Annotated in this window: 24 protein-coding genes; 3 read left to right on the forward strand and 21 right to left on the reverse strand. The window is 58.6% G+C overall.

Translation table 11 applies throughout. The features are described from left to right. Window positions 1-7: 7 nt before the first annotated feature. Window positions 8-1,522, forward strand: a complete 1,515-nt coding sequence (locus ACOTZD_RS03005) for a tripartite tricarboxylate transporter permease (RefSeq protein WP_003859445.1) — start codon at window positions 8-10, stop codon at window positions 1,520-1,522. Here the strand turns inward: ACOTZD_RS03005 and menE are convergent, their stop codons facing one another. The 8 genes from menE to ACOTZD_RS03045 all read right to left on the reverse strand — a co-directional run bounded on the left by menE (window position 1,523) and on the right by ACOTZD_RS03045 (window position 9,434). Next, window positions 1,523-2,884, reverse strand: coding sequence for an o-succinylbenzoate--CoA ligase (gene menE / locus ACOTZD_RS03010; protein WP_174402088.1), 1,362 nt, complete (start codon window positions 2,882-2,884; stop codon window positions 1,523-1,525). Next, entirely contained in the window at window positions 2,881-3,846 is a 966-nt protein-coding gene (gene menC / locus ACOTZD_RS03015; protein WP_045345842.1) for an o-succinylbenzoate synthase, read from the reverse strand. Before menC ends, menE begins: the two co-directional genes overlap by 4 nt. Next, complete coding sequence (gene menB / locus ACOTZD_RS03020; RefSeq protein ID WP_023314580.1) at window positions 3,846-4,703, reverse strand: 1,4-dihydroxy-2-naphthoyl-CoA synthase; 858 nt, start codon at window positions 4,701-4,703, stop codon at window positions 3,846-3,848. The genes menC and menB overlap by 1 nt, the downstream gene beginning before the upstream one ends. Next, window positions 4,700-5,476, reverse strand: coding sequence for a 2-succinyl-6-hydroxy-2,4-cyclohexadiene-1-carboxylate synthase (gene menH / locus ACOTZD_RS03025; RefSeq protein WP_023324996.1), 777 nt, complete (start codon window positions 5,474-5,476; stop codon window positions 4,700-4,702). The genes menB and menH overlap by 4 nt, the downstream gene beginning before the upstream one ends. Then, a complete protein-coding gene (gene menD, locus ACOTZD_RS03030; protein ID WP_063864237.1) occupies window positions 5,473-7,143 on the reverse strand; it encodes a 2-succinyl-5-enolpyruvyl-6-hydroxy-3-cyclohexene-1-carboxylic-acid synthase in 1,671 nt (556 codons plus the stop codon). The genes menH and menD overlap by 4 nt, the downstream gene beginning before the upstream one ends. A gap of 88 nt (window positions 7,144-7,231) precedes the next feature. Beyond that, complete coding sequence (gene menF, locus ACOTZD_RS03035) at window positions 7,232-8,527, reverse strand: isochorismate synthase MenF (protein WP_174402089.1); 1,296 nt, start codon at window positions 8,525-8,527, stop codon at window positions 7,232-7,234. A gap of 86 nt (window positions 8,528-8,613) precedes the next feature. Beyond that, window positions 8,614-8,919 carry a stress response protein ElaB gene (elaB, locus tag ACOTZD_RS03040; protein WP_017693006.1) on the reverse strand — a complete coding sequence of 102 codons (306 nt, stop codon included), beginning with the start codon at window positions 8,917-8,919 and terminating at the stop codon, window positions 8,614-8,616. A gap of 50 nt (window positions 8,920-8,969) precedes the next feature. Beyond that, window positions 8,970-9,434, reverse strand: a complete 465-nt coding sequence (locus ACOTZD_RS03045; RefSeq protein WP_421636248.1) for a GNAT family N-acetyltransferase — start codon at window positions 9,432-9,434, stop codon at window positions 8,970-8,972. A 71-nt stretch (window positions 9,435-9,505) separates the two neighbouring features. On the opposite strand from ACOTZD_RS03045, the gene rbn reads away from it, so the two are divergent. Together rbn and ACOTZD_RS03055 are read left to right on the forward strand one after the other, a co-directional pair. Then, window positions 9,506-10,423 (forward strand): ribonuclease BN, encoded by a 918-nt coding sequence (gene rbn / locus ACOTZD_RS03050; protein WP_050871398.1) that lies wholly within the window; start codon window positions 9,506-9,508, stop codon window positions 10,421-10,423. A 64-nt stretch (window positions 10,424-10,487) separates the two neighbouring features. Beyond that, complete coding sequence (locus ACOTZD_RS03055; protein WP_003859465.1) at window positions 10,488-11,492, forward strand: chemotaxis protein; 1,005 nt, start codon at window positions 10,488-10,490, stop codon at window positions 11,490-11,492. A gap of 163 nt (window positions 11,493-11,655) precedes the next feature. Here ACOTZD_RS03055 and nuoN read toward each other — a convergent pair whose 3' ends face one another. The 13 genes from nuoN to nuoA all read right to left on the reverse strand — a co-directional run bounded on the left by nuoN (window position 11,656) and on the right by nuoA (window position 26,595). Continuing rightward, entirely contained in the window at window positions 11,656-13,113 is a 1,458-nt protein-coding gene (nuoN, locus tag ACOTZD_RS03060; protein ID WP_174402090.1) for an NADH-quinone oxidoreductase subunit NuoN, read from the reverse strand. Window positions 13,114-13,119: 6 nt separating this feature from the next. After that, window positions 13,120-14,649 (reverse strand): NADH-quinone oxidoreductase subunit M, encoded by a 1,530-nt coding sequence (nuoM, locus tag ACOTZD_RS03065; protein WP_003861498.1) that lies wholly within the window; start codon window positions 14,647-14,649, stop codon window positions 13,120-13,122. A gap of 75 nt (window positions 14,650-14,724) precedes the next feature. Beyond that, entirely contained in the window at window positions 14,725-16,566 is a 1,842-nt protein-coding gene (gene nuoL / locus ACOTZD_RS03070; RefSeq protein WP_003861497.1) for an NADH-quinone oxidoreductase subunit L, read from the reverse strand. Further along, a complete protein-coding gene (nuoK, locus tag ACOTZD_RS03075; protein ID WP_003861496.1) occupies window positions 16,563-16,865 on the reverse strand; it encodes an NADH-quinone oxidoreductase subunit NuoK in 303 nt (100 codons plus the stop codon). Before nuoK ends, nuoL begins: the two co-directional genes overlap by 4 nt. Then, a complete protein-coding gene (nuoJ, locus tag ACOTZD_RS03080; protein WP_003861493.1) occupies window positions 16,862-17,416 on the reverse strand; it encodes an NADH-quinone oxidoreductase subunit J in 555 nt (184 codons plus the stop codon). Before nuoJ ends, nuoK begins: the two co-directional genes overlap by 4 nt. Before the next feature lie 10 nt (window positions 17,417-17,426). Then, window positions 17,427-17,969 carry an NADH-quinone oxidoreductase subunit NuoI gene (gene nuoI, locus ACOTZD_RS03085; RefSeq protein WP_003861491.1) on the reverse strand — a complete coding sequence of 181 codons (543 nt, stop codon included), beginning with the start codon at window positions 17,967-17,969 and terminating at the stop codon, window positions 17,427-17,429. 14 nt (window positions 17,970-17,983) lie between these two features. Next, complete coding sequence (gene nuoH, locus ACOTZD_RS03090) at window positions 17,984-18,961, reverse strand: NADH-quinone oxidoreductase subunit NuoH (protein WP_003861490.1); 978 nt, start codon at window positions 18,959-18,961, stop codon at window positions 17,984-17,986. Further along, complete coding sequence (gene nuoG, locus ACOTZD_RS03095) at window positions 18,958-21,681, reverse strand: NADH-quinone oxidoreductase subunit NuoG (RefSeq protein ID WP_063158790.1); 2,724 nt, start codon at window positions 21,679-21,681, stop codon at window positions 18,958-18,960. The genes nuoH and nuoG overlap by 4 nt, the downstream gene beginning before the upstream one ends. Before the next feature lie 54 nt (window positions 21,682-21,735). Continuing rightward, window positions 21,736-23,073 (reverse strand): NADH-quinone oxidoreductase subunit NuoF, encoded by a 1,338-nt coding sequence (gene nuoF / locus ACOTZD_RS03100; protein ID WP_003861487.1) that lies wholly within the window; start codon window positions 23,071-23,073, stop codon window positions 21,736-21,738. Next, a complete protein-coding gene (nuoE, locus tag ACOTZD_RS03105) occupies window positions 23,070-23,570 on the reverse strand; it encodes an NADH-quinone oxidoreductase subunit NuoE (protein ID WP_003861486.1) in 501 nt (166 codons plus the stop codon). Before nuoE ends, nuoF begins: the two co-directional genes overlap by 4 nt. A gap of 2 nt (window positions 23,571-23,572) precedes the next feature. Then, the gene (gene nuoC / locus ACOTZD_RS03110; RefSeq protein WP_003861484.1) at window positions 23,573-25,375 is read right to left on the reverse strand and encodes an NADH-quinone oxidoreductase subunit C/D; all 1,803 of its coding nucleotides are present in this window, start codon (window positions 25,373-25,375) and stop codon (window positions 23,573-23,575) included. Between the two features lie 89 nt (window positions 25,376-25,464). After that, a complete protein-coding gene (gene nuoB / locus ACOTZD_RS03115) occupies window positions 25,465-26,139 on the reverse strand; it encodes an NADH-quinone oxidoreductase subunit NuoB (protein ID WP_003861482.1) in 675 nt (224 codons plus the stop codon). 15 nt (window positions 26,140-26,154) lie between these two features. Then, entirely contained in the window at window positions 26,155-26,595 is a 441-nt protein-coding gene (nuoA, locus tag ACOTZD_RS03120) for an NADH-quinone oxidoreductase subunit NuoA (RefSeq protein ID WP_003861475.1), read from the reverse strand. Between the last annotated feature and the right edge of the window lie 95 nt (window positions 26,596-26,690).

Consider the following 26,690-nt stretch of genomic DNA (forward strand, 5'->3'; position numbering starts at 1 on the left):
GCACGCTATGGATACCTGGATCTATCTCTCTCAGGGGTTCGCGGTAGCGATGACCCCGGAAAACCTGGTGATCGCCCTGATCGGCTGTTTCGTCGGGACCATCGTCGGCCTGCTGCCGGGCCTTGGACCTATCAACGGCGTGGCGATTTTACTGCCGCTGGCCTTTGCGCTGCACCTGCCTGCGGAATCGGCGCTGATCCTGCTGGCGACGGTTTATATCGGCTGCGAATACGGGGGGCGTATTTCCTCGATTCTGCTTAACGTGCCCGGCGATGCCGCCGCCATTATGACCGCGCTGGATGGCTATCCAATGGCGCAGCAGGGACGCGGCGGCGTGGCGCTCTCTATTTCCGCCGTCAGCTCGTTCTTTGGCTCCCTGATCGCCATTGGCGGCATCATCCTCTTCGCCCCGGCGTTGGCCCAGTGGTCGCTGGCGTTTGGTCCGGCCGAGTATTTTGCCCTGATGGTGTTCGCCATCGCCTGTCTCGGCAGCATGATGGCGCAGAATCCGCTGAAGTCGTTTTTGTCTGCGTTGATTGGCCTCAGTCTGGCCACCGTCGGCGTGGATGCCAACACCGGGGTTTATCGTTTTACCTTCGACAGCGTTCATCTCTCCGACGGCGTGCAGTTTATCGTCGTGGTGATTGGTCTGTTCTCTGTCTCAGAAATCTTACTGATGCTGGAACATACCAGCAGCGGGCAGACGCTGGTGCGTAAAACCGGACGTATGCTCTTTAATGCCAAAGAGGGGGCGCAGTGTGTGGGTGCCACCCTGCGTTCGTCGGTGATCGGTTTCTTCGTCGGCATTTTGCCCGGCGCAGGGGCTACTATCGCCAGCGCCATCACCTACATGACCGAGAAAAAGCTGAGCGGTAACAGCGACAGCTTCGGCAAAGGCGATATCCGCGGCGTGGCGGCGCCGGAGGCGGCGAATAACGCCTCGGCCTGCGGCTCGTTTATCCCGATGCTGACCCTCGGCGTGCCGGGCTCCGGCACCACGGCAGTAATGATGGGCGCGCTGACGCTCTATAACATCACCCCGGGTCCGGCGATGTTTACCGAGCAGCCCGATATCGTCTGGGGTTTAATTGCCGCCCTGCTGATCGCCAACGTGATGTTGCTGGTAATGAACATCCCGCTGATCGGCCTGTTCACCCGCATGCTGACCATTCCCCTGTGGTTCCTGGTCCCGGCCATCGCCGCCGTCTCTGCGGTTGGGGTGTACGCGGTGCACAGCACCACCTTCGACCTGGTGTTGATGGTGCTGCTCGGCGTGCTGGGCTACATTCTGCGCAAGATGCACTTCCCGATGTCGCCGCTGATATTAGGGTTTGTGCTGGGGGAAATGCTGGAGCAGAACCTGCGCCGCGCCCTCTCCATCAGCAACGGCAACATGGGGATCCTGTGGGAGAGCAGCGTAACGAAGATCCTGCTGGCAATGGCGATTATGGTGATTGTCGTGCCGCCGGTGCTGCGCTGGATCCGCCGACGCCAGCACAAACCGCAGCCGGATATCGGCTGATTAGCCCCTCAACAGGGCATTGACCCACTGCTTTAACGCCTGGCGGGAGATTTTAATCCCGCCATTTTTCAGTTCTGACGGCAGCGCCAGCCAGTGTACCGGCTGCTCAAAGCGCGCCAGCCTGCCCTGAACCCACTCCGGCAGCAGCGTGATATCCGTGCCCGGCTCGCATTCCACTACCGCCACCGGACGTTGCCCGTACTCAGCATCATCCAGCGGAACGACAAACGCCTGGCTTACCTGCGGATGCGTGGCGATAACGCGCTCCAGCGCTTCCGGCTGGATCCCTTCTCCGCCGCTGAAAAAGAGATTGTCCATTCGGCCCAGAATGGTCAGGCGTCCGTCATGCCACTCGCCGCGATCGCGGGTGGCGAACCAGCCCTGCGCATTGACCAGCGGCAATAATGCGCCGTCTCGCCAGTAGCCCGCCGCCATGCTTTCCGCCCGGATCCAGACTTCACCGTTTACCACCTGAACGTCTCTGCCCGGCAGCGCGCTGCCCACGTCCGGCGCGCCGTCGGCCTCTTTGGCGCAGACGGTGGAGGCGAACTCGGTCAGACCGTAGCCGCAGAATGTACGGATCCTCTGCTCGCGCGCCTGTTCGGTCAGCGCAACGGGGATTTCCGCCCCGCCGAGCAGCACGGCTTTCAGCGCGACGGGATGGTGTGAATTAAGCAGTCGCCACAGCTGCGTTGGCACCAGCGAGGCGTGGGTACAGCCCTGTAGCGCCTGCTCAAGCGGCTGTTTTTCGCGTACGGTGAGACGGCCTCCGCCCTGTAACCAGCGCCACAAAATCCCCTGACCGGAGACGTGAAACAGCGGCAGAGAGAGCAGCCAGTCGTCGCTTTCGCCGTAAGGCATCAGCGCCAGCACCCCTTTTGCGCTGGCAAGGTGGGCGGCACAGGTGTGCACCGCCGCTTTTGGCAAACCGGTGGAGCCGGAGGTGAGCGTCATTGAGGCCAGTCGTTCTGCCCGCCACGTCACGCCCCCCTGCCCCTCGCCCTCTCTTAATGCCAGCGCGGGCAGACCGTCATACTCACCGTTAAGCACCAGCGCAAAACGCAGGGTCATCTGCGGCAGGAGGACGTCCAGCAGCGGACGGGGAAGCTGAGGGTTCACCGGCAAAATGCGGGCGCCGCACTGAAGCAGCGCCAGCCAGGCCAGCAGGGTCTGCGGGTGGTTGTGGGCGAGCAGCATGACGCCGTCACCGTCAGCAACGCCCTGAGACTGAAAACCGGCTGCCAGGCGATCGATACGCTCGCCCATCTGAGACCAACTGAGCGTTACATCGTCTAAACGCAGCGCGGGTTTATCGGCACGCCGGGTGCGCCAGTGCCGCCACGGCCAGTCGGTAAAACTCATCGCAATGGCTCCAGCGCCCCGACGTCGAGGCACGGCAAGGTGCTGCCAGGCCACTGGCGAATCAGCTGGGCCTGCATCAGGTTTAGCGTATCGAGACCGGGAACGGTGTCCGGCGTTAACCATGCAGCGATGCGCGCCAGCTGCGTCAGGCCGAGGCTGGATTCGATGGATGAACTGATCACCGCCGTCAGCCCTGCGGCATGGGCCGCCGCAACCTGCTCGCGCACCTTGTCGAGGCTGCCGGTCAGCGTTGGCTTAATCACCACGGCCCTGACGCCCGGCTCGGCGGCAAACGCGAAATCGGCTTCGCGCAGGCTCTCATCCCAGGCGATGGCGATGCCGGTTTCCCGGGCGAAGGCGCGAGAGTCGTCGCGCGTTTTGCACGGCTCTTCGAGAAACGCGATGCGGCTGCGGTACGCCGGGTTGACGTACTTCGCAAACTGCTGCGCCCTGAGCGGTGTCCAGGCGCGGTTGGCGTCCAGGCGCAGGTGCAGATCGGGAATGGCTTCCAGTAACAGATTAACCACCATCCCGTCGCGCACCGCTTCGTACAGGCCGACCTTTATTTTCGCCACCTTCTCGCCAGGCATCGCGGAAAGGAGCGCGAAAAGTTCATCCGGATCGCCAGTACAGAGCGGCGCGGCGCGATAGTTCGCCGCCTCCGGCAAACTGCCGTCCAGCTCTGCCAGCGCGCAGCTGATGCCGAACGCGACGGAAGGAACGTCCGGCAGCGCCGGATCTTCTCCCTCGCGCCAGGCGTGCGTCCAGGCCATCAGCGCGGCCTGCGCCTCGTCGAGCGTTTCCAGGCTAAAGCCCGGAAGCGGGGCGATTTCGCCCCACCCTTCCCGCTCGCCCTGCCGGAGATGCATGAAAAAGCCGTCACGGGTTTTTAACCGCCGTTCACGCAGCACCACGCCCGCGTCCATCGGTATCTGCCAGCGGTAAACCTGCGCGCGACGCATTACGGGTTCCGTTTGTATTTGCTGAAGTCTGGCTGGCGTTTTTCGTTGAACGCGTTGCGCCCTTCCTGACCCTCTTCGGTCATATAGAACAGCATGGTGGCGTTACCTGCCAGCTCCTGAAGGCCCGCCTGACCGTCACAGTCGGCGTTGAGGGCCGCTTTCAGGCAGCGCAGCGCCATTGGGCTGTTTTGCAGCATTTCGCGACACCAGCGCACGGTCTCTTTTTCCAGATCGGCGATCGGCACCACGGTGTTGACCAGCCCCATATCCAGCGCTTCCTGCGCGTTGTACTGGCGGCACAGGAACCAGATTTCGCGGGCTTTTTTCTGGCCGACAATGCGCGCCATATAGGACGCGCCCCAGCCGCCGTCGAAAGAGCCGACTTTCGGGCCAGTCTGACCGAAAATGGCATTTTCCGCCGCGATCGTCAGGTCACACATCATGTGCAGCACGTGACCGCCGCCGATGGAATACCCTGCCACCATCGCGACCACCGGTTTTGGACAGGTGCGGATCTGGCGCTGGAAATCCAGCACGTTCAGGTGGTGCGTGCCCGCATCATCCTGGTATCCGCCGTAGTCACCGCGGACTTTCTGATCGCCGCCGGAGCAGAAGGCTTTCTCCCCTTCCCCGGTGAGGATGATGACGCCGACAGTGTCGTCATAGCGGGCATCCGCCAGCGCCTGGATCATCTCTTTTACGGTCAACGGACGAAATGCGTTGCGCACCTGTGGACGGTTGATAGTGATTTTGGCGATACCATCGGCGGATTTGTGGTAACGAATGTCGGTATAGCCTTCGGAGCAGTCCTGCCATTCAACCGGCGCGTAAAGCATGTGTTCATCAGGATAGATCATAGCGTGTCCTTTGTTCGATAACGCAGTATCTGAGCCAGACTCGCGGCAACCGCTTCCGGGTTGTCCCGGTGGGCGTTGTGTCCGGCGTGAGGGATAGCATGACGCGTGGCGTTAAGTTCAGCGGCGATAGCTGCAAACTTCCCGTCACGTTCGCCATAGAGATAGTCAAAAGAAAAATCACGCGCGGTGAGCGCGGGACGTAAATCAGGCTGAACGGCAAGCGAGGTGGCTTCCAGCATCTCTGCCAGCCTCGGGCCGTTGTTCCGGCTGCGCAGCGCGATCAGCGCCTTGCGCTGTTCATCAGTAAGGGAGGCAAAGACCGGCTGTTGATACCAGTCGGCAAAGACGGCCTCCAGCGGCTCACTGCGTAAACGTGATGCCCAGCGGCGGTCAGAGGTCAGCCGCGCCTGGCGCGCATCGGGGTCTTGCAGGCCCGGGTGTCCACCTTCCACAATAACCCCGTCTAACCCCGCTGGATGCTGGCAGGCATGGAACATCGCAATGCGGCCGCCGAGGGAGTACCCTATCAGCCAGTACTTTAGTATGTTGTAACTAAAAAGGGTGTGCGTGAGCAAATCGCTCACCTCTGCAAACCCCGTCACGTCCGTATCCGCTGAACCACCGTGCCCGGGCAGGTCAAGGTAGAGCCGGGGGTAGTCATGCAGCGACGCCCCGACAGCCTGCCACTCGCGACAGTCGCCGGAAAAACCGTGCAGGAAAACCAGCCAGGGGTAGCCTGGATTTCCTGGCTGGGTGACGCCTGCGAGGATCACAGGTGACTCACCTGCGCCAGCAGATGTTGCAGCTTCTGCGCGCCGTCAGCATCGTTTACCACCAGCTCAATGAGCGTCGCGCCAGGCTGCCGCCAGGCGGTGCTCAGCGCCGTTTCCAGATCGTCCCAGCTTTCCGGGCGATGGTATTTAAGGCTGAACATGGCGGCGGCGTGTTCGAACTGCACGTTTTGCGGCATCAGATAGAAGCGCTCACGTTCGCTTTGCGGCGTCGGCAGCAACGAGAAAATCTGCCCGCCGTTATTGTTCACAACAATCAGCACGAACGGGGCCGACGCCTGACGCAGGAGCGCCAGCGCGTTGAGATCGTAGAGGGCTGAGAGATCCCCCACAATCGCCAGCGTGGATTTCGCGCTGGCCCTCTGTACGCCAGCGGCGGTGGAGATCAGGCCGTCAATGCCGCTCGCGCCCCGGTTGCTGTACACCGGATAACCCGCCGGCAGCTGCGAAAAGGCGTCAATCAGGCGCACCACCAGGCTGTTACCGACAAAAAGTTGTCCCTGCTCGGGAAGATATTTGCGGATATGGTGCGCCAGCCCGGCTTCACTGAACGCCTCGCACTGCGCTTTGGTGAGTTCCCACGCCTGACGTGACAGCGCCGGGATCTCCACCGCCCAGGGTTTGCGTTTTTCCGCCGGATGCAATTCCAGCCAGCTGTTAATATCGCTCACCAGGCGGCGGCCACGATGGTGCGCCGGGTCAAGGCGTCCTTCGAGCGGGTCCACCAGCCAGTACTCTTCAGGCGTACAGGTGGCCTGCCACTGGAGCAGACGCTTCCCCGTCAGGCTCGATCCCAGCTGGACGACAATCTGCGCCTGCGCCAGCTCGGTGACCGCTTTCGCGTTCCCCAGCCAGAGGTCGGCGCAGGGCAGCGGCTGGCCCGTCTGGGAAAGCACGTCACCAATCAGCGGCCAGCCAAGCGTTTGTGCCCACTCCGCCGCAAGCTTACCTTCCGCCGCACTCATCCGCCCGGCTATCACCACGCCGCGCTTCTGACGCCAGAAGAACCAGTCGCGCTGTTTAGCGCTTTCCAGATGCGTCTGCTCGCGCAGCCAGGTTTTTTCGCTCTCCCACCAGTCTCCCAGCTGCTGTTGCCAGACGAGGCCAGTATCGTTCATTTCACCGTACAGCGGCTCGGCAAACGGGCAGTTAATGTGTAGCCCGCCGCTGCGCAGTGCGTTCATGGCGTGGTCGAGGGTTGAGACCAGCCAGCTGGCGGGAATGTCCTGGGTGGGGCGCGGCAACGAGACCGTCTGTGAAGGATGCGAGGCAAAAATGCCAGGCTGACGAATAGCCTGGTTAGCGCCGCAGTCGATAAGTTCCGGGGGACGGTCGGCGGTGAGTAAAATCAGCTTTTCACCGGTTAATCCCGCTTCAATCAGCGCCGGATAGAGGTTCGCCACCGCCGTGCCGGAGGTGACGATCACCGCCACGGGCGCTTTACTGACTTTCGCCAGCCCGAGCGCCAGATGGCCCAGACCACGCTCATCAAAATGGGTGTGGTGAATAAAAGCCAGGTTTTCCGCGGCAGCAAGGGTGAGCGGCGTGGAGCGAGAGCCCGGGGCAATACACACATGCCTGACACCATGACGGGTCAGGGCTTCAAGGATCACCGCCGCCCAGCGTCGGTTAAAAGAACTTACTGACATGAGATTGTCCAGTATCAAGAATGCGACACAGTATAAATAATAGAAAAAGTCAGAATTTTGATATGAATCGGGATTGCACGAATCAGTATTAATCCCTTAGGAGAAGGGAACGCAGCCCGGCGGCCTTGTTTTCGATCTCCTGCCACTCCTGCTCAGGATCGGAGCCGCTGACGATGCCCGCCCCCGCATAAAGACGCAGCGCAGCGTTGTGAACGCGGGCGGAGCGTAATGCCACACAGAATTCGCTCTGATCGCGCGATAAATAGCCCGCCGAACCGGCGTACCACTCCCGGTCAAACGGCTCGACTTTCGCAATAAATTCTCGGGCCGCCTGTCGCGGCAGCCCGGCCACCGCCGCCGTCGGTTGCAAAATATGCAGACACTGTTCGTCGTCAGGCTGTTTAAGTTCGGTCCAGATACAGCGGCGTAAATGCTGCACCTTGCGCAGACGCAGCACCTGCGCAGGCAGGATCTCCAGCGTCCGGGTATGGTGCTGAAGACGCTGGCAGATATCTTCCACCACCAGCATATTTTCCCGCTGATTTTTATCGTCGTTCATCAGCCAGTCGCCCAGACGCTGGGCCTGCTTATCGTCAGAATGGCTGGCGACGGTGCCTGCCAGCGCTTCAGTGCGCAGCAGCGTGCCGCGTCGCCGCCACAGGCGCTCGGGCGTCGAGCCGAGGAAGGCATTGCTGGCGTCAAAGACCATACAAAAATGATAGCAGTTGAGGTTTAGGGCGCGGCTTGCAGCCATCAGCGCGATGGCGTTCACGGGCTGCTGGCACTGAACGTCTGTAGCACGTGCGAGCACCACTTTCTCAAAATCGCCGCGAGCAAGGGTATCCGTCGCCTGACGAATCAACGCCAGCCAGTCCGGTTTTTCCGGATGATGGGTTTCCTGCACAATCTGCACGGACAACGGGCGGATCGGCGCGGCGTCGCGCAGGTTATCGACAAAATTCAGCGCCTCACGGGCATCTTCCCGCAGCGACGTTTCGCTCCACAGTTGCAGACGCAGCGTGGCGACCCCGCCAGACCGTCGCCAGAGAAGGCGCGGTAAAAACAGCTTGCCCTGCGCCGGGTTGAAGGCGTTCAGGCCGCAGATACGGGTGTCATTGGCTACGTCATAGGCATGCAAAAACCGCGAGGCCGAAGCCAGAGAATCAAACTGGGCGAGGCTTCCGAGCGCGGCAAGTTCTTCATCGCCGCTGCGCTGTTGCCAGTAAAACTGAGGATAGCATCGCTGCACACCCAGCCAGGCCAGCGGATCGAAGGCGTCGTTTAACGGGAAAGAGACATCGAAATGGCGTAAACCGGGTATAGCAGGCAATGCTTGCGCAAGCTGAGTGCGCAGGCTTTGCAGCGCGAGGAAAATCGAGTGCACGCGAACCTCTCCCTGTTAAAGCCTTATATTATACGGGGTACTGACGATAAATAGCAGTACCCACGTGTAGGGAGTGGTTTACCGGCTTAACGACGGGCTAACAGCAGACCCAGCACCAGCCCTACGGCCGCACCGACCCCAATGCCCTGCCACGGTTTTTCATGCACATAATCGTCGGCACGATAAACCGCCTGTTTGGCGCGGTAGTAATAATTGTCGGAGGCGTTACTGACGCGGTTTTTCACGTCATGCAGCGCCTGCTCGGCGCGGGCTTTGAGCTCAATGTACTTCTGATCGGCAGGATCGCCTGAAGAGCGCAGCACTTCTTCCAGCGTTTCGCTTAGCAGCGTCAGGTCGTCGTCGACTCGGGTATCCCAGGATTGAAATGACATATTTTTCTCCATGTTAGTACACCAGTCCGGTAACTATAGACAACGTATTGCTATTGCGCCTGTTTCGCTTCGCGTGCCATGCCGATGTGTGGGATGCCGTCTTCGTCGTAAATGTCCGTGACCGGGGTAAAACCAAAATGGCCATAGAATGATTGCAAATGCGCCTGCGCGCCCAGGTATAACGCCTTGTCCGGCCACTGTTTCTGGCATGCGTCCAGCGTTTTTTCCATCAGCTGATAGCCCAGCTTTTCACCGCGCGCGCGGCCGCTGATAGTGACGCGCCCAATGACGACAGGGTCAAATTCCTCTTCGCTTTTCAGAATCCTCGCATACGCCACCAGCTCGTTATCGCGCCAGCCGAGGATGTGCCGGTTCTCGCCGACCAGGTCATCGCCGTCGATATCCTGATACGGGCAGGTTTGTTCAACCACGAAGACTTCACAGCGCAGTTTGAGCAGGGCGTAGAGTGACTGCACGGTCAGTTCGCTGTGGTGTAGATCTTGCCACTGGATCATGTGTTTCTCCTTCCTGGGGTTCATCACGTTATACTAAACCCCTTCCCATTCGGCAAAGGGCTGATTGCGTTATGGAACTGATTTTTCTGGGTACGTCCGCCGGGGTGCCAACCCGCTCACGAAACGTGACGGCGATTCTGCTGGATCTTAAGCATCCTACCCGCGGTGGGCTGTGGCTGTTTGACTGCGGCGAGGGTACGCAGCATCAGATGCTGCATACTTCATACCACCCGGGGAAAGTGGATAAAATATTTATCACCCATCTGCACGGCGACCATCTGTTTGGCCTGCCGGGCCTGCTGTGCAGCCGTTCGATGGCCGGTAACGCTAACCCGCTGACCATTTATGGCCCTGCGGGTATTCAGGAATTTGTTGAAACCACGCTGCGCCTGAGCGGCTCGTGGACCGATTATCCGCTGGAGGTGGTGGAGATCGGCGAAGGTCTGGTGTTCGACGACGGAGATTATCAGGTGCGCGCTTACCCGCTTAACCATCCGGTGGAATGTTACGGCTATCGCGTTGAGGAGCATGACAAGCCCGGTGCGCTGAACGCCGCCGCGTTGCAGGCCGATGGGGTGAAACCTGGCCCGCTGTTCCAGCGTCTGAAGCACGGCGAGACCGTCACGCTGGAAGACGGGCGCGTCATCAACGGTCAGGATTACCTCGCGCCGCCGCAGCCAGGCAAAAAACTGGCTATTTTTGGGGATACCGCCCCCTGCCCTTCGGCGCTCAGGCTTGCCGGGGGTGTGGATGTGATGGTGCATGAGGCGACGCTGGAAGCGGCGATGGAAGAAAAAGCCAACAGCCGGGGGCACAGCTCAACGCGTCAGGCGGCGCAGCTGGCGCGTGAGGCTGGCGTCCGGAAACTGATTGTTACTCACGTCAGCTCACGCTATGACGTCCGCGGCGCTGAAAGCCTGCTGGCAGAGTGTCGGGAAGTATTTCCTGCATGCGAGCTGGCGGAAGATTTTGCTCAGGTCAGCGTTTAGTCCTTCATTTTTCCCTCAGCGTGCCGATAACGATTAAAAGGCCAGCATTTCTCTTGAGGGTAGAATGGATAATTTCCAGAAAGATATTGATGACAGGGCGAACCTGACCCTGTCCAACCGTTTTGAACTGTTGCTGTTCCGTCTTGGCACCTCTCTGAACGAAAATAAATCCGAGCTGTTCGGCATCAACGTGTTCAAATTGCGCGAAATTGTGCCGATGCCGACCTTCACCAAACCGGCGGGAATGAAGTCTCCACTGATGGGGATGGTGAACATTCGCGACCAGGTGATCCCGGTGATCGATCTGGCCGCCGTCGCCGGCTGCAAGCCAGCCACCGGGCTGAACATCCTGCTGATCACCGAATATGCCCGCAGCGTGCAGGCGTTTGCTGTGGAATCGGTGGAAAACATCATGCGTCTGGACTGGAAGCAGGTGCATGCTGCGGAAACTGCCGTCAGCGGTCGCTACATTACCAGCATTGCCTGCCTGGACGAGAAGACGGATACCAACGATCTGGCGATGGTGCTGGACGTGGAGCAGATCCTGTACGACATCACCCCGGCGAACCACGATCTGCACGCCACCCATCTGGAAACCACCAAATTTAACATCAAGCCTGGCTCTGTCGCGATTGTTGCAGAAGATTCGAAAGTGGCGCGCTCAATGCTGGAGAAGGGATTGCAGGCGATGGAGATCCCGGCCCAGCTGCATATCACCGGCAAAGACGCGTGGGAGAAAATCACTCAGTTGGCCGCGCAGGCTCAGGCTGAGGGCGTCCCCGTTACCGATAAGATTGCCCTGGTATTGACCGACCTCGAAATGCCGGAGATGGACGGCTTTACGCTGACGCGCAAAATCAAAACCGACCCGGTACTGAAAGATATTCCGGTGGTGATCCACTCGTCTCTTTCCGGCAACGCGAACGAAGATCATATTCGCAAAGTGAAGGCGGACGGCTATGTGGCGAAGTTTGAGCTGAACGAGCTGTCGTCGGTGATTGAAGAGGTGCTGGACCGCTCGATGAAGAAGATTGAAGGGCCGCTTATAAGCAGGAAGCAGTTAGCTTAGTCGGGTGACGCTTCGCTTACCCGACCTACAAGACCCGTATGCCCTGCAAGCGTAGCGCCCTGGGCATGTTTTACTCTGTGCGGGCTGGTGCCCTCACCCCGGCCCTCTCCCACGGGGAGAGGGAGAAAACAATAAAAAACCCGCCGAGGCGGGTTTTTTGTTTTTACATCAGCGGCATCGCTCGCTGCACGATATCAATCAGCGGCTGCGGATAGATACCGAAGATCAGCACCAGCAGCGCGGAGATTAGCACCACGATACCGCCGGCGCTGTACTGCCAGTTGGACGGCGCATCGCGGTTGAGCTGCTGAGGCGCGCTCAGGTACAGGCTCACCGCTACGCGCAGGTAGTAGTAGAGACCAATCGCGGAGCCGATAACGACACCCGCCGTCAGCCACCACAGACCCGCCTGCACACCGACGGCCAGCACGTAGAACTTACCGATAAAGCCCAGCGTCATCGGGATACCCGCCAGAGAGAGCATCATCACGGTCATTACCGCAGACAGAATCGGACGGTGCCAGAACAGTCCACGGTAGGAGAACAGGGAATCTGCATCCGGGCCGCGGTACGGGCTGGACATCAGGCTCACCACGCCGAACGCGCCGAGGCTGCTGAACAGGTAACCGGCCAGATAGACGCCCACGGCTTCCATCGACATCTCACCGCTCTGCAGCGCAATCAGCGCCACCATCAGGTAGCCCAGATGAGAGATAGACGAGTAGCCCAGCAGACGCTTGATATTGGTCTGGCTCAGCGCCATCAGGTTACCGAAGATGATGGAGACGAACGCGATGATGCCCAGCACCACGCGAACCGCTTCGCTGTCACCCACCGGCGCGTACAGGAACAGACGCATCACTACCCCGAAGATGGCGATTTTGCTCGCCGTCGCCAGGAAGGTCGACACCGGAGCCGGTGCCCCCTGGTAGACGTCTGGCGTCCACAGGTGGAACGGCACCAGAGAGAGTTTGAAGCCAAGGCCAACAATCATCATGCCCAGACCCGCCAGCAGCAGCGGCTCATGCAGCATGCCGTCACCGAGGCTCTTGCCGAGCGCCATAAAGGAGAGGTTACCGGACTGTGCGTACACCAGCGCAATACCAAACAGCAGGAACGAGGACGCCGCCGCAGACAGGATGGTGTACTTGATGCTTGCTTCCAGCGAGCGCTTCTGGCGGAAGGCGTAACCAATCAGACCGAACAGCGGCAGAGAGATCAGCTCAATGCCGAGGAACAGCGCGGCCAGGTGGTTCGCATTCGCCAGCAGAATGCCGCCCAGCGCGGCAATCAGAACCAGCAGGTAAAACTCTTCTTTGTTGTCGTTGTAGCCTTCGAGCCACGGGTAAGCAAAGGTACAGGTTGCCAGGCTCGCCAGCAGCACCAGACCGGTGTAGAGCATGGCGTAGCCGTCAACGCGCATCAGCGGCGTGACGTCCATCGCTCCCGCCTGGCCAACAAACCAGAGGGAGACTAACGCAGCGTTCAGACCCAGAACGGACAGGGTCGCATTCAGGAAGTGATTGCGTCGCCACGCAATGGAGAGCATCACAACCACCACCGTCAATCCGACGATCAGCAGCGGTAGCAGCGCGATCAGTTGTTGTGGAGTTATTGTCATGGCGAATTACGGCCTTGTAGTAGAAGCAGAATTAACAAACCACTGCTGGATGTTACCCATCGCGGAGTGCGAGGTATCCAGAATCGGCTGCGGATAGAAGCCCAACAGCACCAGCAGTACGACCAGCAGCAGGATGATGAACAGCTCTCGCAGCGACATCCCCGGCAATTCTTGTGCAGCAATTTCACTCTTCGCTTTACCGAAGTAAGCGCGGTGCAGCATCGCCAGCGAGTACACGGAGGCAAACACCAGACCAAAGGTGGAGATGACGGTGATCGTCGGTACCACGTTGAAGCTGCCGAACAGGATCATAAACTCGCCGACGAAGTTACCGGTACCCGGCATACCCAGAGTCGCCACCGCGAAGAACATGGAGAGCGCCGGCAGCCATTTCATTTTGCCCCACAGACCGCCCATCATACGCATGTCGCGGGTATGGAGACGTTCGTACAGCTGACCACACAGGATGAAGAGACCGGCAGCGGACAGGCCGTGCGCAATCATCTGGATAACCGCGCCCTGGTACGCCAGCTGGCTGCCGGTGTAGATGGCAATCAGCACGAAGCCCATGTGGGAAACGGAGGTGTAAGCAATCAGACGTTTGATGTCGTACTGCGTGAAGGCCATCCATGCACCGTAGAAGATACCGATCACGCCCAGCCACATGGCAATCGGCGCGAACTCTGCGGAGGCGTTCGGGAACAGCGGCAGGGAGAAACGCAGCAGACCGTAAGCCGCGGTTTTCAGCAAGATGCCCGCCAGGTCAACGGAACCTGCCGTTGGCGCCTGAGAGTGCGCGTCTGGCAGCCAGCCATGCAGCGGAACCACCGGCATTTTAACCGCGAAGGCGATAAAGAAGCCCAGCATCAGCAGGTATTCCACGCCGTGGGACATCGGGGTCTTCAGCAGGTCTTCGTAGTTGAAGGTCCAGACACCGGTCGCGTTGTAATGCACAAACACCAGCGCCAGGATGGCAATCAGCATCACCAGACCACTCGCCTGGGTATAGATGAAGAACTTGGTGGCCGCCGTGATACGCGTTTTACCGTCGGATGCCTTGTGACCCCACAGCGCGATCAGGAAGTACATCGGCACCAGCATCATCTCCCAGAAGAAGAAGAACAGGAACATGTCGATGGCCAGGAACACGCCGATCACGCCGCCCAGGATCCACATCAGGTTCAGGTGGAAGAAGCCCTGGTATTTTTCGATTTCTCGCCAGGAGCAAAGTACCGCCAGAACGCCGAGCAGACCGGTCAGCACCACCATCAGCAGCGACAGACCGTCAATCGCGAGGTGGATCGTGATACCGAAACGTGGGATCCACGGCAGGATAAACTCAGACTGCCACTGCGGAAGGCCCGCAGACTGGGTCAGTGAGTAGCCACCCTGCAACCACAGTTGCAGGCCAAGCGCGAGCGTCAATCCCATGGTGATCAGCGCGATCCAGCGCGGCATCTTCACGCCAAAGCGTTCGGTCTGCCAGCACAGGAAGCCGCCGATGAAGGGAATTAATATTAGCCAGGGTAGTAACATGGCGATTTACATTCCTTTTTAAGGCCCCCAGCAGGGGCCTGATTTTCAACGAATCGAATAAAATTCACTTTACGATCAACGCAACACCATCAGCAGCGCCAGCACGACAACCGCACCGATGCTCATGGACGCCACATACCAGCGCAGATAACCGTTCTCGCTAAACAGCAGGCCTTTACCTGCAAAGCGAGAGAGGATCGCCGGGATATTCATCAGGCTGTTCAGTGGATCGCGCTTCAGCAGCCACGCAATGCCCAGGAACGGCTTCACGAAGATCATGTCGTACAGCCAGTCGAAGCCCCACGCGTTGTACCACCAGGTGCCCAGCAGACGGCCCGGCGCGCTGTTGGCAACGGCAGTTACCAGCGTGCGTTTGCCCAGCCACAGCCATGCGGCAATCAGGATGCCCGCTATAGCCACTACGCCGGAGGTGATTTCAAGCGTCAGAACGCGACCGTGCTCAAGCTCGGTTGTTGCCGGCAGTACACCCTGCAACGGTGGCACAATCATCGCGCCAACGAAGGTGGACAGGACCAGCAGCACAATCAGCGGCAGGTGGTGGGTAATCCCCTTCCCTGCGTGAGCGTGAATTTGTTCTTTACCGTGGAAGACGATGAAAATCATACGGAAGGTGTACAGGGAGGTCATGAACGCACCGACCAGACCCGCAACCATCAGATTGATATGACCATTCGCCATGGCGCCCGCAAGGATTTCGTCCTTACTGAAGAAGCCCGCGGTAATCAGCGGCAGTGCCGCCAGCGCCGCGCCGCCCACCAGGAAGCAGACATAGACCAGCGGGATGGACTTACGCAGTCCGCCCATTTTGAAGATGTTCTGCTCGTGGTGGCAGGCCAGGATCACCGAACCGGATGAGAGGAACAGCAGCGCTTTAAAGAACGCGTGCGTCATCAGGTGGAAAATGGCTGCGTCCCACGCCTGAACGCCCAGCGCCAGGAACATGTAACCAATCTGGCTCATGGTGGAGTACGCGAGAACGCGTTTGATGTCGGTCTGCACCAGCGCGGCAAAGCCTGCCAGCACCAGCGTAACCGCACCGACAATACCCACCAGATGCAGAATTTCCGGGGTCATCAGGAACAGGCCATGGGTACGCGCAATCAGGTAGACACCGGCGGTAACCATGGTCGCGGCGTGGATCAGCGCGGAGACAGGGGTTGGACCCGCCATCGCGTCGGCCAGCCATGTCTGCAACGGCAGCTGCGCGGATTTACCCACGGCGCCACCCAGCAGCATCAGCGTTGCCCACCACAGCATGTTGTTGCCTGCTTCGAAGTGCGCCGGCGCCAGTTCCACCATTTCGCGGAAGTTCAGCGTGCCCAGTTCGTTGTAGAGAATGAACAGCGCGAAAGCGAGGAAGACGTCACCCACGCGGGTCACGACGAACGCTTTCATGGCCGCTGCGCCATTCTTCGGATCGGTGTAGTAGAAACCGATCAGCAGGTAAGAGCACAGACCCACGCCTTCCCAGCCCAGATACATCAGCAGCAGGTTATCGGCCAGCACCAGAACCACCATGCTGGCGATAAACAGGTTGGTGTAGGCGAAGAAGCGGGAGTATCCCTCTTCACCGCGCATGTACCAGGAGGCGAACATGTGGATCAGGAAGCCGACGCCGGTGACCACGGAGAGCATGGTCAGAGACAGACCATCCAGCACCAGGTTGAAACCGATGTTGAAGTTACCGACCGACATCCAGTTCCACAGCGGTACGCTGTAGGCCTGACGTCCATTGTTAAAGAAGTCGATACCCGCATACGCTGTGACCAGCGCAGCCAGGCCGATAGAGCCAATGCCCACGGTGGCAGACAGATTCTCAGACCAGCGGCCGCGAGAAAACGCCAGCAGCACGAAGCCAATCAGCGGAAAAATAATGGTTAAGGCAAGCATGTTCATCCACGCAACTCACTTACTGAATCGATGTTCAGGTTCTGGCGGCGACGATGGAGCTGTAGCAACAGCGCCAGGCCAATACTCGCTTCAGCAGCCGCGAGGCTGATGGCGAGAATGTACATCACCTGACCATCGGTCTGGCCCCAGTAGCTGCCGGCGACCACAAAGGCCAGCGCGGAAGCGTTGATCATGATTTCCAGACCGATCAGCATAAACAGCAGATTGCGGCGGATAACCAGACCGGTTAAGCCCAGAACGAATAAAATCGCAGCGAGGATCAGTCCATGTGTTAAGGGGATCATGCGCGTTCCTCCGTTTTTCTTTTCGCGCGGTCGTCAGTGCGGTTGCTCAGCACCTCGCCGACACGCTCTTCGCGGCCAACGTGGAAGGCCACAACCAGACCCGCCAGCAGCAGCATCGAGGCCAGCTCAACCGCCAGAACGTACGGACCAAACAGGGTGATACCCACGGCTTTCGCGCTGATTGGCGTCCCGTCGATACCCTGGTCGTTGACGCCCAGAATGGCGTAAACAATCACCGCCAGCATGATGGCCGACAGAATCGCCGGGCCAATCCACACCTGCGGTTTTAACCACTGACGTTCCTGCTCAATTTCAGAGCCGCCCAGGTTGAGCATCATCACCACGAACACGAACAGCACCATGATGGCCCCGGCGTAGACGATGATTTCCAGCGCACCGGCGAAGTGCGCGCCCAGCGCAAAGAACACCCCGGAAATAGCCAGCAGCGAGATGATTAAATACAGCAGCGCATGCACCGGATTGGTGTGCGTGATCACTCGCAGCGTAGCCAGGATGGCGATAAGGCCACAGATATAAAAAGCGAATTCCATTGCCCTCTCCTTACGGTAACAGGCTCTTGACGTCGATAGGCTTAGCTTCGTTCTCAGCTTCGCCTTTATCTTTGCCGTCGATTGCCATACCCGCCATCCGGTAGAAGTTATATTCCGGGTATTTGCCCGGACCGGAAATCAGCAGATCCTCTTTCTCGTACACCAGATCCTGACGCTTGTACTCACCCAGCTCAAAGTCTGGAGTCAGCTGAATCGCCGTGGTTGGGCACGCTTCTTCACACAGACCGCAGAAAATGCAGCGTGAGAAGTTGATGCGGAAGAACTCAGGATACCAGCGGCCGTCTACCGTCTCTGCTTTTTGCAGAGAGATACAGCCCACCGGACACGCTACCGCACACAGGTTACAGGCAACGCAACGCTCGGAACCGTCCGGGTCGCGCGTCAGCACGATACGTCCACGGTAGCGCGGCGGCAGATATACCGGCTCTTCCGGGTACATCCGGGTTTCGCGTTTGGCAAACGCATGCAGGCCGATCATCCAGATACTGCGTACCTGGGTGCCGAAACCTACCAATAATTCTTTTAAGGTCATGATCTCAAAGCCCCTTATGGCTGCTGCCAGAGAATGACAGCCGCCGTTACCAACAAGTTGACGAGCGTCAGCGGCAGGCACACTTTCCAGCCGAAGGACATTACCTGGTCATAACGCGGACGCGGTAACGCTGCGCGAATCAAAATGAACATCATCATGAAGAACGCGGTTTTCAGCGCGAACCAGATGAACGGCGGTAAGAACGGGCCATGCCAGCCACCAAAGAACAGGGTTACCATCAACGCCGAAATGGTGACGATACCGATGTACTCGCCCACGAAGAACAGACCGAACTTCATACCGGAATATTCAATGTGGTAACCGTCGGCCAGTTCCTGTTCGGCTTCTGGCTGGTCAAACGGGTGACGGTGACACACCGCCACGCCCGCGATGGCAAAGGTAATAAACCCAAAGAACTGCGGGATAACGTTCCAGATGTCGGCCTGGTTGTTGACGATGTCGGTCATGTTAAATGAACCGGCCTGCGCCACCACGCCCATCAGGGAGAGACCCAGGAACACTTCGTAGCTCAGCGTCTGCGCGGAAGCACGCATCGCACCCAGCAGCGAGTATTTGTTGTTACTGGACCAGCCTGCGAACAGCACCGCGTAAACCGCGAGGCCTGCCATCATCAGGAAGAACAGAATGCCGATGTTCAGGTCAGCGACCACCCAGGTCGGGCTGACCGGAACGATAGCAAACGCCAGCAGCAGCGAGGTGAAGGCGATCATCGGCGCCAGCGTAAAGATCACGCGGTCCGAGAAGCGCGGAACCCAGTCCTCTTTAAAGAACATCTTGATCATGTCCGCGACCAGCTGGAGTGAACCACCCCAGCCCACGCGGTTCGGTCCGTAACGGTTCTGGAACAGACCGAGCAGACGACGTTCACCAAAGCTCATGAACGCGCCGCAGGTGACGACCACCAGCAGAATCACAACCGCTTTCAGAATGCTCAGCAGGATGTCGATAAGATCCGGCGTTAACCAACTCATGCTTTTGCCTCCTGAAGATTATCAAGATGCGCACCCGCCAGGACCGGCGCGATGCCAGGCATACCCATCGGCAGACCCACCTGACCTGCTGACAGGCGTTCAGAAATAATCAGCGGCAGGCTGATCGTCTGGCCGTCGTAGCTAAAGGCAATGTTCGCACCCGCGTTAACGCCAAGCTTCGCGGCATCCGCCGGGTTGAGCTTGATGTACGGCTGCGGCATACGCTGCTGGAATACCGGAGAACGCTGGGACATTTCGTCGCTACCGAACAGATGGTAGTACGGTGCAATGCGCCAGTGACCTTCCTGCGCCTGGAAGCTCGCCGGAACGGTGGTGAAGAAGTCCAGACCGGTTTCGGAGGCTTCAATCAGACGCACGCCCGGATCGCCGTGGCGCAGGTGACCGCCCACTTCAGCCTGGAATTTGTTCCATGCCTGCGGGGAGTTCCAGCCCGGTGCCCATGCAAACGGGATTTGCGAACGCGGCGCAGACGGCTGGTTGTTCCCTTCCATCGAGAAGGCGAACATGGTGTCTTTATCCTGCGGCTGACGCGGTTCGTGCACGCTGATGTTGGCGCGCATCGCGGTACGACCGCTGTAGCGGTGCGGCTCACGCGCCAGTTTCTGGCCGCGAATGCGGAAGCTTGCGTCCGGCGCGGCATCTTTAATACCCGCCAGCTGAGGCAGTTTCTCAACAACCGCGTCGATAACGTGGTCGAGCTGCGTCCAGTCCACTTCACGGCTCTGCACGGTGCTGTGCAGAGAGTGCAGCCAGCGCCAGCTTTCCAGCATCACGGTGTTGCTGTCGTAGTAGGCCGGGTCATAAACCTGGAAGAAACGCTGTGCGCGGCCTTCGTTGTTGATCACCGTCCCGTCACTTTCTGCGAAGCTTGCCGCAGAGAGTACGAGATGCGCTTTGTCCATGATCGCGGTGCGCTGATGGTCGATAACCATCACCAGCGGCGCTCTGGAGAGCGCGGCGTCAACACGCGCGGCGGAAGCGTGGCGATGCAGGTCATTTTCCAGCACCACAACGGCGTCAGCGGCACCGGATTCCAGTTCGCTTAACGCGTCTTCCAGCGAGCCGCCGCCAATCATACCCAGACCGATGCTGTTCACCGCACGGGCAATCATGGTCACACCAACGTCAGCGCCGCGTCCCTTCAGGGCTTTGGCAACGTTCGCTGCGGCCTGAATGATTTCAGCGCTACCGGCGTTGGTACCGGAAATAATCAGCGGTTTCTTCGCCCCCGCCAGCGCCTGAACAATCACGTCGACCTTGTTTTGCAGGTCGCGATCCAGTTCAACGGCCGGCGAGTTGCTGTCCAGCGCGTGGGCAATGGCAAATCCGAGGCGCGCCTGATCTTCAACCGGCGCGCAGTAGGTCCACGCCGCAATATCGTCCAGACGGGTGTTGTCGATGTTAGTCACAAACAGAGGATGCTTCGCGCGCTGGCCGATGTTGAGGATCGCCGCAATCTGCCAGTCAGCCACTTTCTGCGCCGCTGCCATTTCACGTGCTTTGCCTTTCACCGCCTGGCGAACCGCCAGAGCCGCGCGTGCGCCGGTCTGCGTCAGGTCTTCCCCGAGCACCAGAACCGCATCATAGGATTCGATTTCGCGCAGCGCAGGCGTGTGAATGCCGCCTTCACGCAGCACTTTCAGCACCAGCTGGAGACGTTCCTGCTCGCCCTGGGCGATACCGGTGTAGAAGTTTTCCGCCCCAACCAGCTCGCGCAGCGCGAAGTTGCTTTCGATGCTGGCGCGCGGGGAGCCAATGCCGATCACTTTCTTCGACTGACGCAGAATATCTGCCGCGCCCTGCATCGCCTGCTCAGCGTTGAGGGTAATGACGTCATCGCCACGGCGCTGAACCGGCTGACGCGGACGGTCTTTCAGGTTCACATAGCCATAGCCGAAACGACCGCGGTCGCAGAGGAAGTAGTGGTTAACGGTACCGTTGTAACGGTTTTCGATACGACGCAGTTCGCCGTAACGTTCACCCGGGCTGGTGTTACAGCCGAGGGAGCACTGCTGGCAGATGCTTGGCGCAAACTGCATGTCCCATTTACGGTTGTAACGTTCAGAGTGGGTTTTATCGGTAAACACGCCGGTCGGACAGATTTCTACCAGGTTACCGGAGAATTCGCTTTCAAGCGTACCGTCTTCCGGACGACCGAAGTAGACGTTGTCATGCGCGCCATACACGCCCAGATCCTGACCGTCTGCATAATCTTTGTAGTAACGCACGCAGCGGTAGCAGGCGATGCAGCGGTTCATTTCGTGAGAGATGAACGGCCCCAGATCCTGGTTACGGTGGGTACGCTTGGTAAAGCGATAGCGACGGAAGCTGTGACCGGTCATGACGGTCATATCCTGAAGGTGGCAGTTACCGCCCTCCTCACACACCGGACAGTCGTGCGGGTGGTTGGTCATCAACCACTCCACCACGCTTTCACGGAACTGTTTGGCTTCTTCGTCATCAATCGAAATAAAGGTGCCTTCGGCGGCTGGCGTCATACAGGACATCACCAGGCGACCACGCGTGTCTTCCGCGTTTTGATATTGCTTCACCGCACACTGGCGGCAAGCACCGACGCTGCCCAGCGCCGGATGCCAGCAAAAGTACGGAATATCGAGGCCAAGAGACAGACAAGCTTCCAGCAGGTTGTCCGCCCCGTTGACTTCGTATTCTTTGCCGTCTACATGAATCGTAGCCATTAGCATGCTTCCAGTTGGCTCGGCCGAAACCGAGCGTTAATCAAAATTCTGTTTTTACCAGCGCGCTTTCAGCAGGTTCGGCTGAATACCATTGATCGAATGGGTATTGCTGAACGGCTGCTTGATGCCTGCTTCGAATTCGTCGCGGAAATATTTAATCGCGCTTTGCAGCGGCTCGACGGCGCCCGGTGCGTGGGCACAGAAGGTTTTACCCGGTCCTAAGAATCGACACAGTTGCTCAAGTGTCTCGATATCGCCAGGCTGGCCTTCGCCACGTTCGATAGCACGCAGGATCTTCACGCTCCACGGCAGACCATCACGGCACGGTGTGCACCAGCCGCAGGACTCGCGGGCGAAGAACTCTTCCAGGTTACGCACCAGGGATACCATGCCGATCTCGTGGTCGACGGCCATCGCCAGCGCGGTACCCAGACGGCTACCTGCTTTACCAATGCTTTCGAACTCCATTGGCAGGTCAAGGTGGGCTTCGGTCAGGAAGTCCGTCCCTGCCCCACCCGGCTGCCAGGCTTTGAATTTCAGGCCATCGCGCATGCCGCCGGCGTAGTCTTCAAGAATTTCGCGTGCGGTGGTGCCGAACGGCAGCTCCCAGACGCCAGGGTTCTTCACGCGACCGGAGAAGCCCATCAGCTTGGTACCGGCATCTTTGCTTGAGGAGATGCCCTGATACCACTCCACGCCGTTCGCAAGGATCGCCGGGACGTTACACAGGGTTTCGACGTTGTTGACGCAGGTCGGTTTACCCCACACGCCGGAGCTTGCAGGGAACGGTGGCTTGGAGCGCGGGTTCGCGCGGCGGCCTTCCAGGGAGTTAATCAGCGCGGTTTCTTCACCGCAGATATAACGCCCGGCACCGGTGTGCACGAACAGCTCGAAGTCAAACCCGGTGCCCAGGATGTTTTTACCCAGCAGTCCCGCTTCGGTGGCTTCGGCAATCGCGCGACGCAGGTTTTCCGCCGCTTCGATGTATTCGCCGCGCAGGAAGATGTAGCCACGGTACGCTTTCAGCGCGAACGCGGAGATCAGCATGCCTTCCACCAGCAGGTGCGGCAGCTGTTCCATCAGCAGACGGTCTTTATAGGTACCCGGCTCCATTTCATCGGCGTTACACAGCAGGTAACGGATGTTCATGGATTCATCTTTCGGCATCAGGCTCCACTTCAGACCGGTGGAGAAGCCCGCACCACCGCGGCCTTTCAGGCCAGACTCTTTCACCGCGTTAACGATGTCGTCCGGCGCCATGCCGCCAAGGGCTTTACGCGCACCGGCATAGCCGTTTTTGCTCTGATATTCGTCGAGCCATACCGGCTGTTTGTCATCACGCAGACGCCAGGTCAGCGGATGCGTCTCAGCAGTACGAATTACAGTTTTCATTTGTACTGCTCCAGCAGGTCAGGAATCGCTTCCGGCGTCAGATGGCTGTGAGTGTCCTCATCAATCATCATGGTCGGCCCCTTGTCGCAGTTACCCAGGCAGCAGGTTGGCAGCAGAGTAAAACGTCCGTCGAACGTGGTCTGGCCAGGCTTAATATTGAGTTTCTTCTCAATCGCAGCCTGAATGCCCTGATAACCGGTGATGTGGCAGACCACGCTGTCACAGTAGCGGATCACATGGCGGCCTACCGGCTGACGGAAGATCTGGCTGTAGAACGTGGCTACGCCTTCTACGTCACTTGCCGGAATGCCCAGCACTTCTGCGATCGCATAGATCGCCCCATCCGGCACCCAACCACGCTGTTTCTGTACGATTTTCAGCGCTTCAATGGACGCCGCACGCGGGTCTTCGTAGTGGTGCATCTCGTGCTCAATGGCGGCACGCTCTGCTTCACTCAGCTCAAAAGCCTCGGTTTGTGGTTGTTGATTCTCGTGCATAATTAGCGGTCCACATCTGACATAACAAAATCGATACTACCCAGATACACAATCAGGTCGGAGACCAGACTGCCGCGAATGGCGGCCGGGATCTGCTGCAAGTGCGCGAAGCTTGGCGTACGCACGCGGGTGCGGTAGCTCATGGTGCTGCCGTCGCTGGTGAGGTAGTAGCTGTTGATACCCTTGGTCGCTTCAATCATCTGGAAGGATTCCTGTGCCGGCATGACCGGGCCCCAGGAAACTTGCAGGAAGTGGGTGATCAGGGTCTCGATATGTTGCAGCGTGCGCTCTTTCGGTGGCGGCGTCGTCAGCGGGTGATCCGCCTTGAACGGGCCTTCCGGCATGTTGTTGAGGCACTGCTCAAGGATGCGCAGGCTCTGGCGCAGCTCTTCCACCTTCAGCATCACGCGGGTGTAGCAGTCGGAAACACCGCCGCCAACCGGGACTTCAAAGTCGAAGTTCTCGTAACCAGAGTAAGGACGCGCTTTACGCACGTCGAAATCAATCCCGGTCGCACGCAGGCCAGCACCGGTAGTACCCCACTCCAGCGCTTCTTTCGCGCCGTAGGCAGCAACGCCCTGGGAACGGCCTTTCAGGATGGAGTTACGCAGCGCAGCTTTCTCGTAAGACGCCAGACGTTTCGGCATCCAGTCGAGGAATTCACGCAGCAGACGGTCCCAACCGCGCGGCAGATCGTGCGCCACACCACCGATGCGGAACCAGGCTGGGTGCATACGGAAACCGGTAATCGCTTCTACCAGATCGTAGATTTTCTGACGGTCGGTAAAGGCGAAGAAGACCGGCGTCATCGCGCCGACGTCCTGAATGAACGTGGAGATGTACAGCAGGTGGCTGTTAATACGGAACAGTTCAGACAGCATTACGCGAATCACGTTAACGCGATCCGGGACGGTGATGCCTGCCAGTTTCTCAACGGCCAGCACGTATGGCATTTCGTTCACGCAGCCGCCGAGGTATTCGATACGGTCGGTATACGGAATGTAGCTGTGCCAGGACTGACGCTCGCCCATCTTCTCGGCACCACGGTGGTGGTAGCCGATGTCAGGCACGCAGTCGACAATCTCTTCGCCGTCAAGCTGAAGGATGATACGGAACGCACCGTGCGCAGAGGGGTGGTTTGGACCGAGGTTGAGGAACATGAAGTCCTCGTTTTCGGTGCCGCGCTTCATGCCCCAGTCTTCCGGCTTGAAGGTCAGCGCTTCCATCTCCAGATCCTGCTTGGCTTTGGTTAGCTCAAACGGGTCGAATTCGGTGGCGCGTGCCGGGTAGTCTTTACGCAGCGGGTGGCCGGTCCAGGTCTGCGGCATCATGATGCGCGTCAGATGCGGGTGGCCGTCGAAGGTCATGCCGAACATTTCCCAGGTTTCACGCTCGTACCAGTTGGCGTTCGGGAAAAGTTTGGTGATCGTCGGCAGATGCATGTCGTTTTCAGACAATGCCACCTTGAGCATGATATCCGTGTTGCGGTCTATTGAGATCAGGTGGTAGAAAACGGAAAAATCCGCGGCAGGGAGACCCTGGCGGTGCGTTCTCAGACGTTCGTCCATGCCGTGTAAGTCAAACAGCATGACGTAAGGTTTTGGCAATTTCTTGAGGAAATCGACAACTTCCAGTAATTGCTCACGCTTCACCCAAACAACGGGTACCCCGGTGCGGGTGGCCTGAACAGTAAAGGCATCCGGCCCAAAACGGTTGCGCAGTTCGCCAATGACCGGGTCATCGAGATGATCCCGAGTCTGCCAGGCGGCTTCTTGCGCGGTTAAGTCGGTCATATTGTTCACCATTGCAAATGGTCCGTGGTGACTGTTAAGCCTGGCTTCGCGCTATTTGAGTAGTGATATGCGAAGGTGTTCTCCAGGCCCACAGGCGCAAATTAAATTTCGTCAGGCGTACGCAGGTTGGTGACGGCAATACGTTCACCACGTTTACGCTCGCGCTCAGACTGCATGTTCGCGCGATAGACACCCTGATCGCCAACAACCCATGAAAGCGGGCGGCGTTCTTTACCAATTGACTCCTGGAGCAGCATCAGCGCCTGCATATAGGCCTCTGGACGCGGCGGGCAACCCGGGATGTACACATCCACCGGAATGAACTTATCAACGCCCTGCACAACGGAATAAATGTCGTACATACCGCCGGAGTTTGCACATGCGCCCATGGAGATAACCCATTTTGGCTCCAGCATCTGGTCATAAAGACGCTGAATAACCGGTGCCATCTTGGTAAAGCAGGTCCCTGCCACCACCATCAGGTCAGCCTGACGCGGAGAAGCACGCAGTACCTCGGCCCCAAAACGCGCAACGTCATGCACCGCAGTGAATGACGTCACCATTTCAACGTAGCAGCAAGAAAGGCCAAAGTTGTATGGCCAGATGGAGTTCTTACGACCCCAGTTGACCATGTCGTGCATGGCATGTTCGAGCTTGCCCATGTACACGCTTTTGTTGACTTCTTGCTCCAGGGGGTCGGTTACGATCTCCTGTTTTTGCAGGGGGTAACGGTCATTCTCACCGTTAGGATCTATGCGGGTGAGCGTATAATCCATCTTATTGCCTCGCTGTTACTGCTGACGATTAGAGATACTGTTTTCCGGGTTGATGTGTTCACGGCGTGAACGCACAGGTGTCCAGTCCAGCGCGCCAATACGCACCAGATAAACCAGACCGGCCAGTAACACTAAAATGAAAATTGCGGCCTCGACAAAGCCCACCCAACCACTTTCGCGAATGGAGGTAGACCACGCGAAGAGGTAAAGCGCTTCCACGTCAAAAATGACGAAGAACATGGCTACCAGGTAAAACTTGGCAGACAGGCGTAAGCGAGCGGTACCTACTGAATCAATACCTGATTCGAAAGGTGTGTTTTTGTGCCTTGCGCGGGCGCGACCGCCCAGGAACCAGCCGCCGACTAACATCAGGCAGCACAGGCCAATGGCTACAATAAGAAAGATTGCGAATGCCCAGTGATGAGCGATGACTTCTGTGGATGTTGACATACTCATTGCTTACTCATCAAAAGTGATACCGACGACACTGCTCTTGCTGGCAGATGGGCATCACATCGATTCATGGGGAGGAACAAAATAACCTTACACTA

This window comes from Enterobacter cloacae complex sp. SHL022 (assembly GCF_049237785.1).
Classification (GTDB): domain Bacteria; phylum Pseudomonadota; class Gammaproteobacteria; order Enterobacterales; family Enterobacteriaceae; genus Enterobacter; species Enterobacter hormaechei_C.

Excerpts from the sequence above, each read along its gene's own strand:
- ACOTZD_RS03005 (WP_003859445.1), top strand. The coding sequence starts at position 8 with ATGGATACCTGGATCTATCTCTCTCAGGGGTTCGCGGTAGCGATGACC.
- menE (WP_174402088.1), bottom strand. The coding sequence starts at position 2,884 with ATGAGTTTTACCGACTGGCCGTGGCGGCACTGGCGCACCCGGCGTGCC.
- menC (WP_045345842.1), bottom strand. The coding sequence starts at position 3,846 with ATGCGTCGCGCGCAGGTTTACCGCTGGCAGATACCGATGGACGCGGGC.
- menB (WP_023314580.1), bottom strand. The coding sequence starts at position 4,703 with ATGATCTATCCTGATGAACACATGCTTTACGCGCCGGTTGAATGGCAG.
- menD (WP_063864237.1), bottom strand. The coding sequence starts at position 7,143 with ATGTCAGTAAGTTCTTTTAACCGACGCTGGGCGGCGGTGATCCTTGAA.
- elaB (WP_017693006.1), bottom strand. The coding sequence starts at position 8,919 with ATGTCATTTCAATCCTGGGATACCCGAGTCGACGACGACCTGACGCTG.
- ACOTZD_RS03045 (WP_421636248.1), bottom strand. The coding sequence starts at position 9,434 with ATGATCCAGTGGCAAGATCTACACCACAGCGAACTGACCGTGCAGTCA.
- rbn (WP_050871398.1), top strand. The coding sequence starts at position 9,506 with ATGGAACTGATTTTTCTGGGTACGTCCGCCGGGGTGCCAACCCGCTCA.
- ACOTZD_RS03055 (WP_003859465.1), top strand. The coding sequence starts at position 10,488 with ATGGATAATTTCCAGAAAGATATTGATGACAGGGCGAACCTGACCCTG.
- nuoN (WP_174402090.1), bottom strand. The coding sequence starts at position 13,113 with ATGACAATAACTCCACAACAACTGATCGCGCTGCTACCGCTGCTGATC.
- nuoM (WP_003861498.1), bottom strand. The coding sequence starts at position 14,649 with ATGTTACTACCCTGGCTAATATTAATTCCCTTCATCGGCGGCTTCCTG.
- nuoL (WP_003861497.1), bottom strand. The coding sequence starts at position 16,566 with ATGAACATGCTTGCCTTAACCATTATTTTTCCGCTGATTGGCTTCGTG.
- nuoK (WP_003861496.1), bottom strand. The coding sequence starts at position 16,865 with ATGATCCCCTTAACACATGGACTGATCCTCGCTGCGATTTTATTCGTT.
- nuoJ (WP_003861493.1), bottom strand. The coding sequence starts at position 17,416 with ATGGAATTCGCTTTTTATATCTGTGGCCTTATCGCCATCCTGGCTACG.
- nuoI (WP_003861491.1), bottom strand. The coding sequence starts at position 17,969 with ATGACCTTAAAAGAATTATTGGTAGGTTTCGGCACCCAGGTACGCAGT.
- nuoH (WP_003861490.1), bottom strand. The coding sequence starts at position 18,961 with ATGAGTTGGTTAACGCCGGATCTTATCGACATCCTGCTGAGCATTCTG.
- nuoG (WP_063158790.1), bottom strand. The coding sequence starts at position 21,681 with ATGGCTACGATTCATGTAGACGGCAAAGAATACGAAGTCAACGGGGCG.
- nuoF (WP_003861487.1), bottom strand. The coding sequence starts at position 23,073 with ATGAAAACTGTAATTCGTACTGCTGAGACGCATCCGCTGACCTGGCGT.
- nuoE (WP_003861486.1), bottom strand. The coding sequence starts at position 23,570 with ATGCACGAGAATCAACAACCACAAACCGAGGCTTTTGAGCTGAGTGAA.
- nuoC (WP_003861484.1), bottom strand. The coding sequence starts at position 25,375 with ATGGTGAACAATATGACCGACTTAACCGCGCAAGAAGCCGCCTGGCAG.
- nuoB (WP_003861482.1), bottom strand. The coding sequence starts at position 26,139 with ATGGATTATACGCTCACCCGCATAGATCCTAACGGTGAGAATGACCGT.
- nuoA (WP_003861475.1), bottom strand. The coding sequence starts at position 26,595 with ATGAGTATGTCAACATCCACAGAAGTCATCGCTCATCACTGGGCATTC.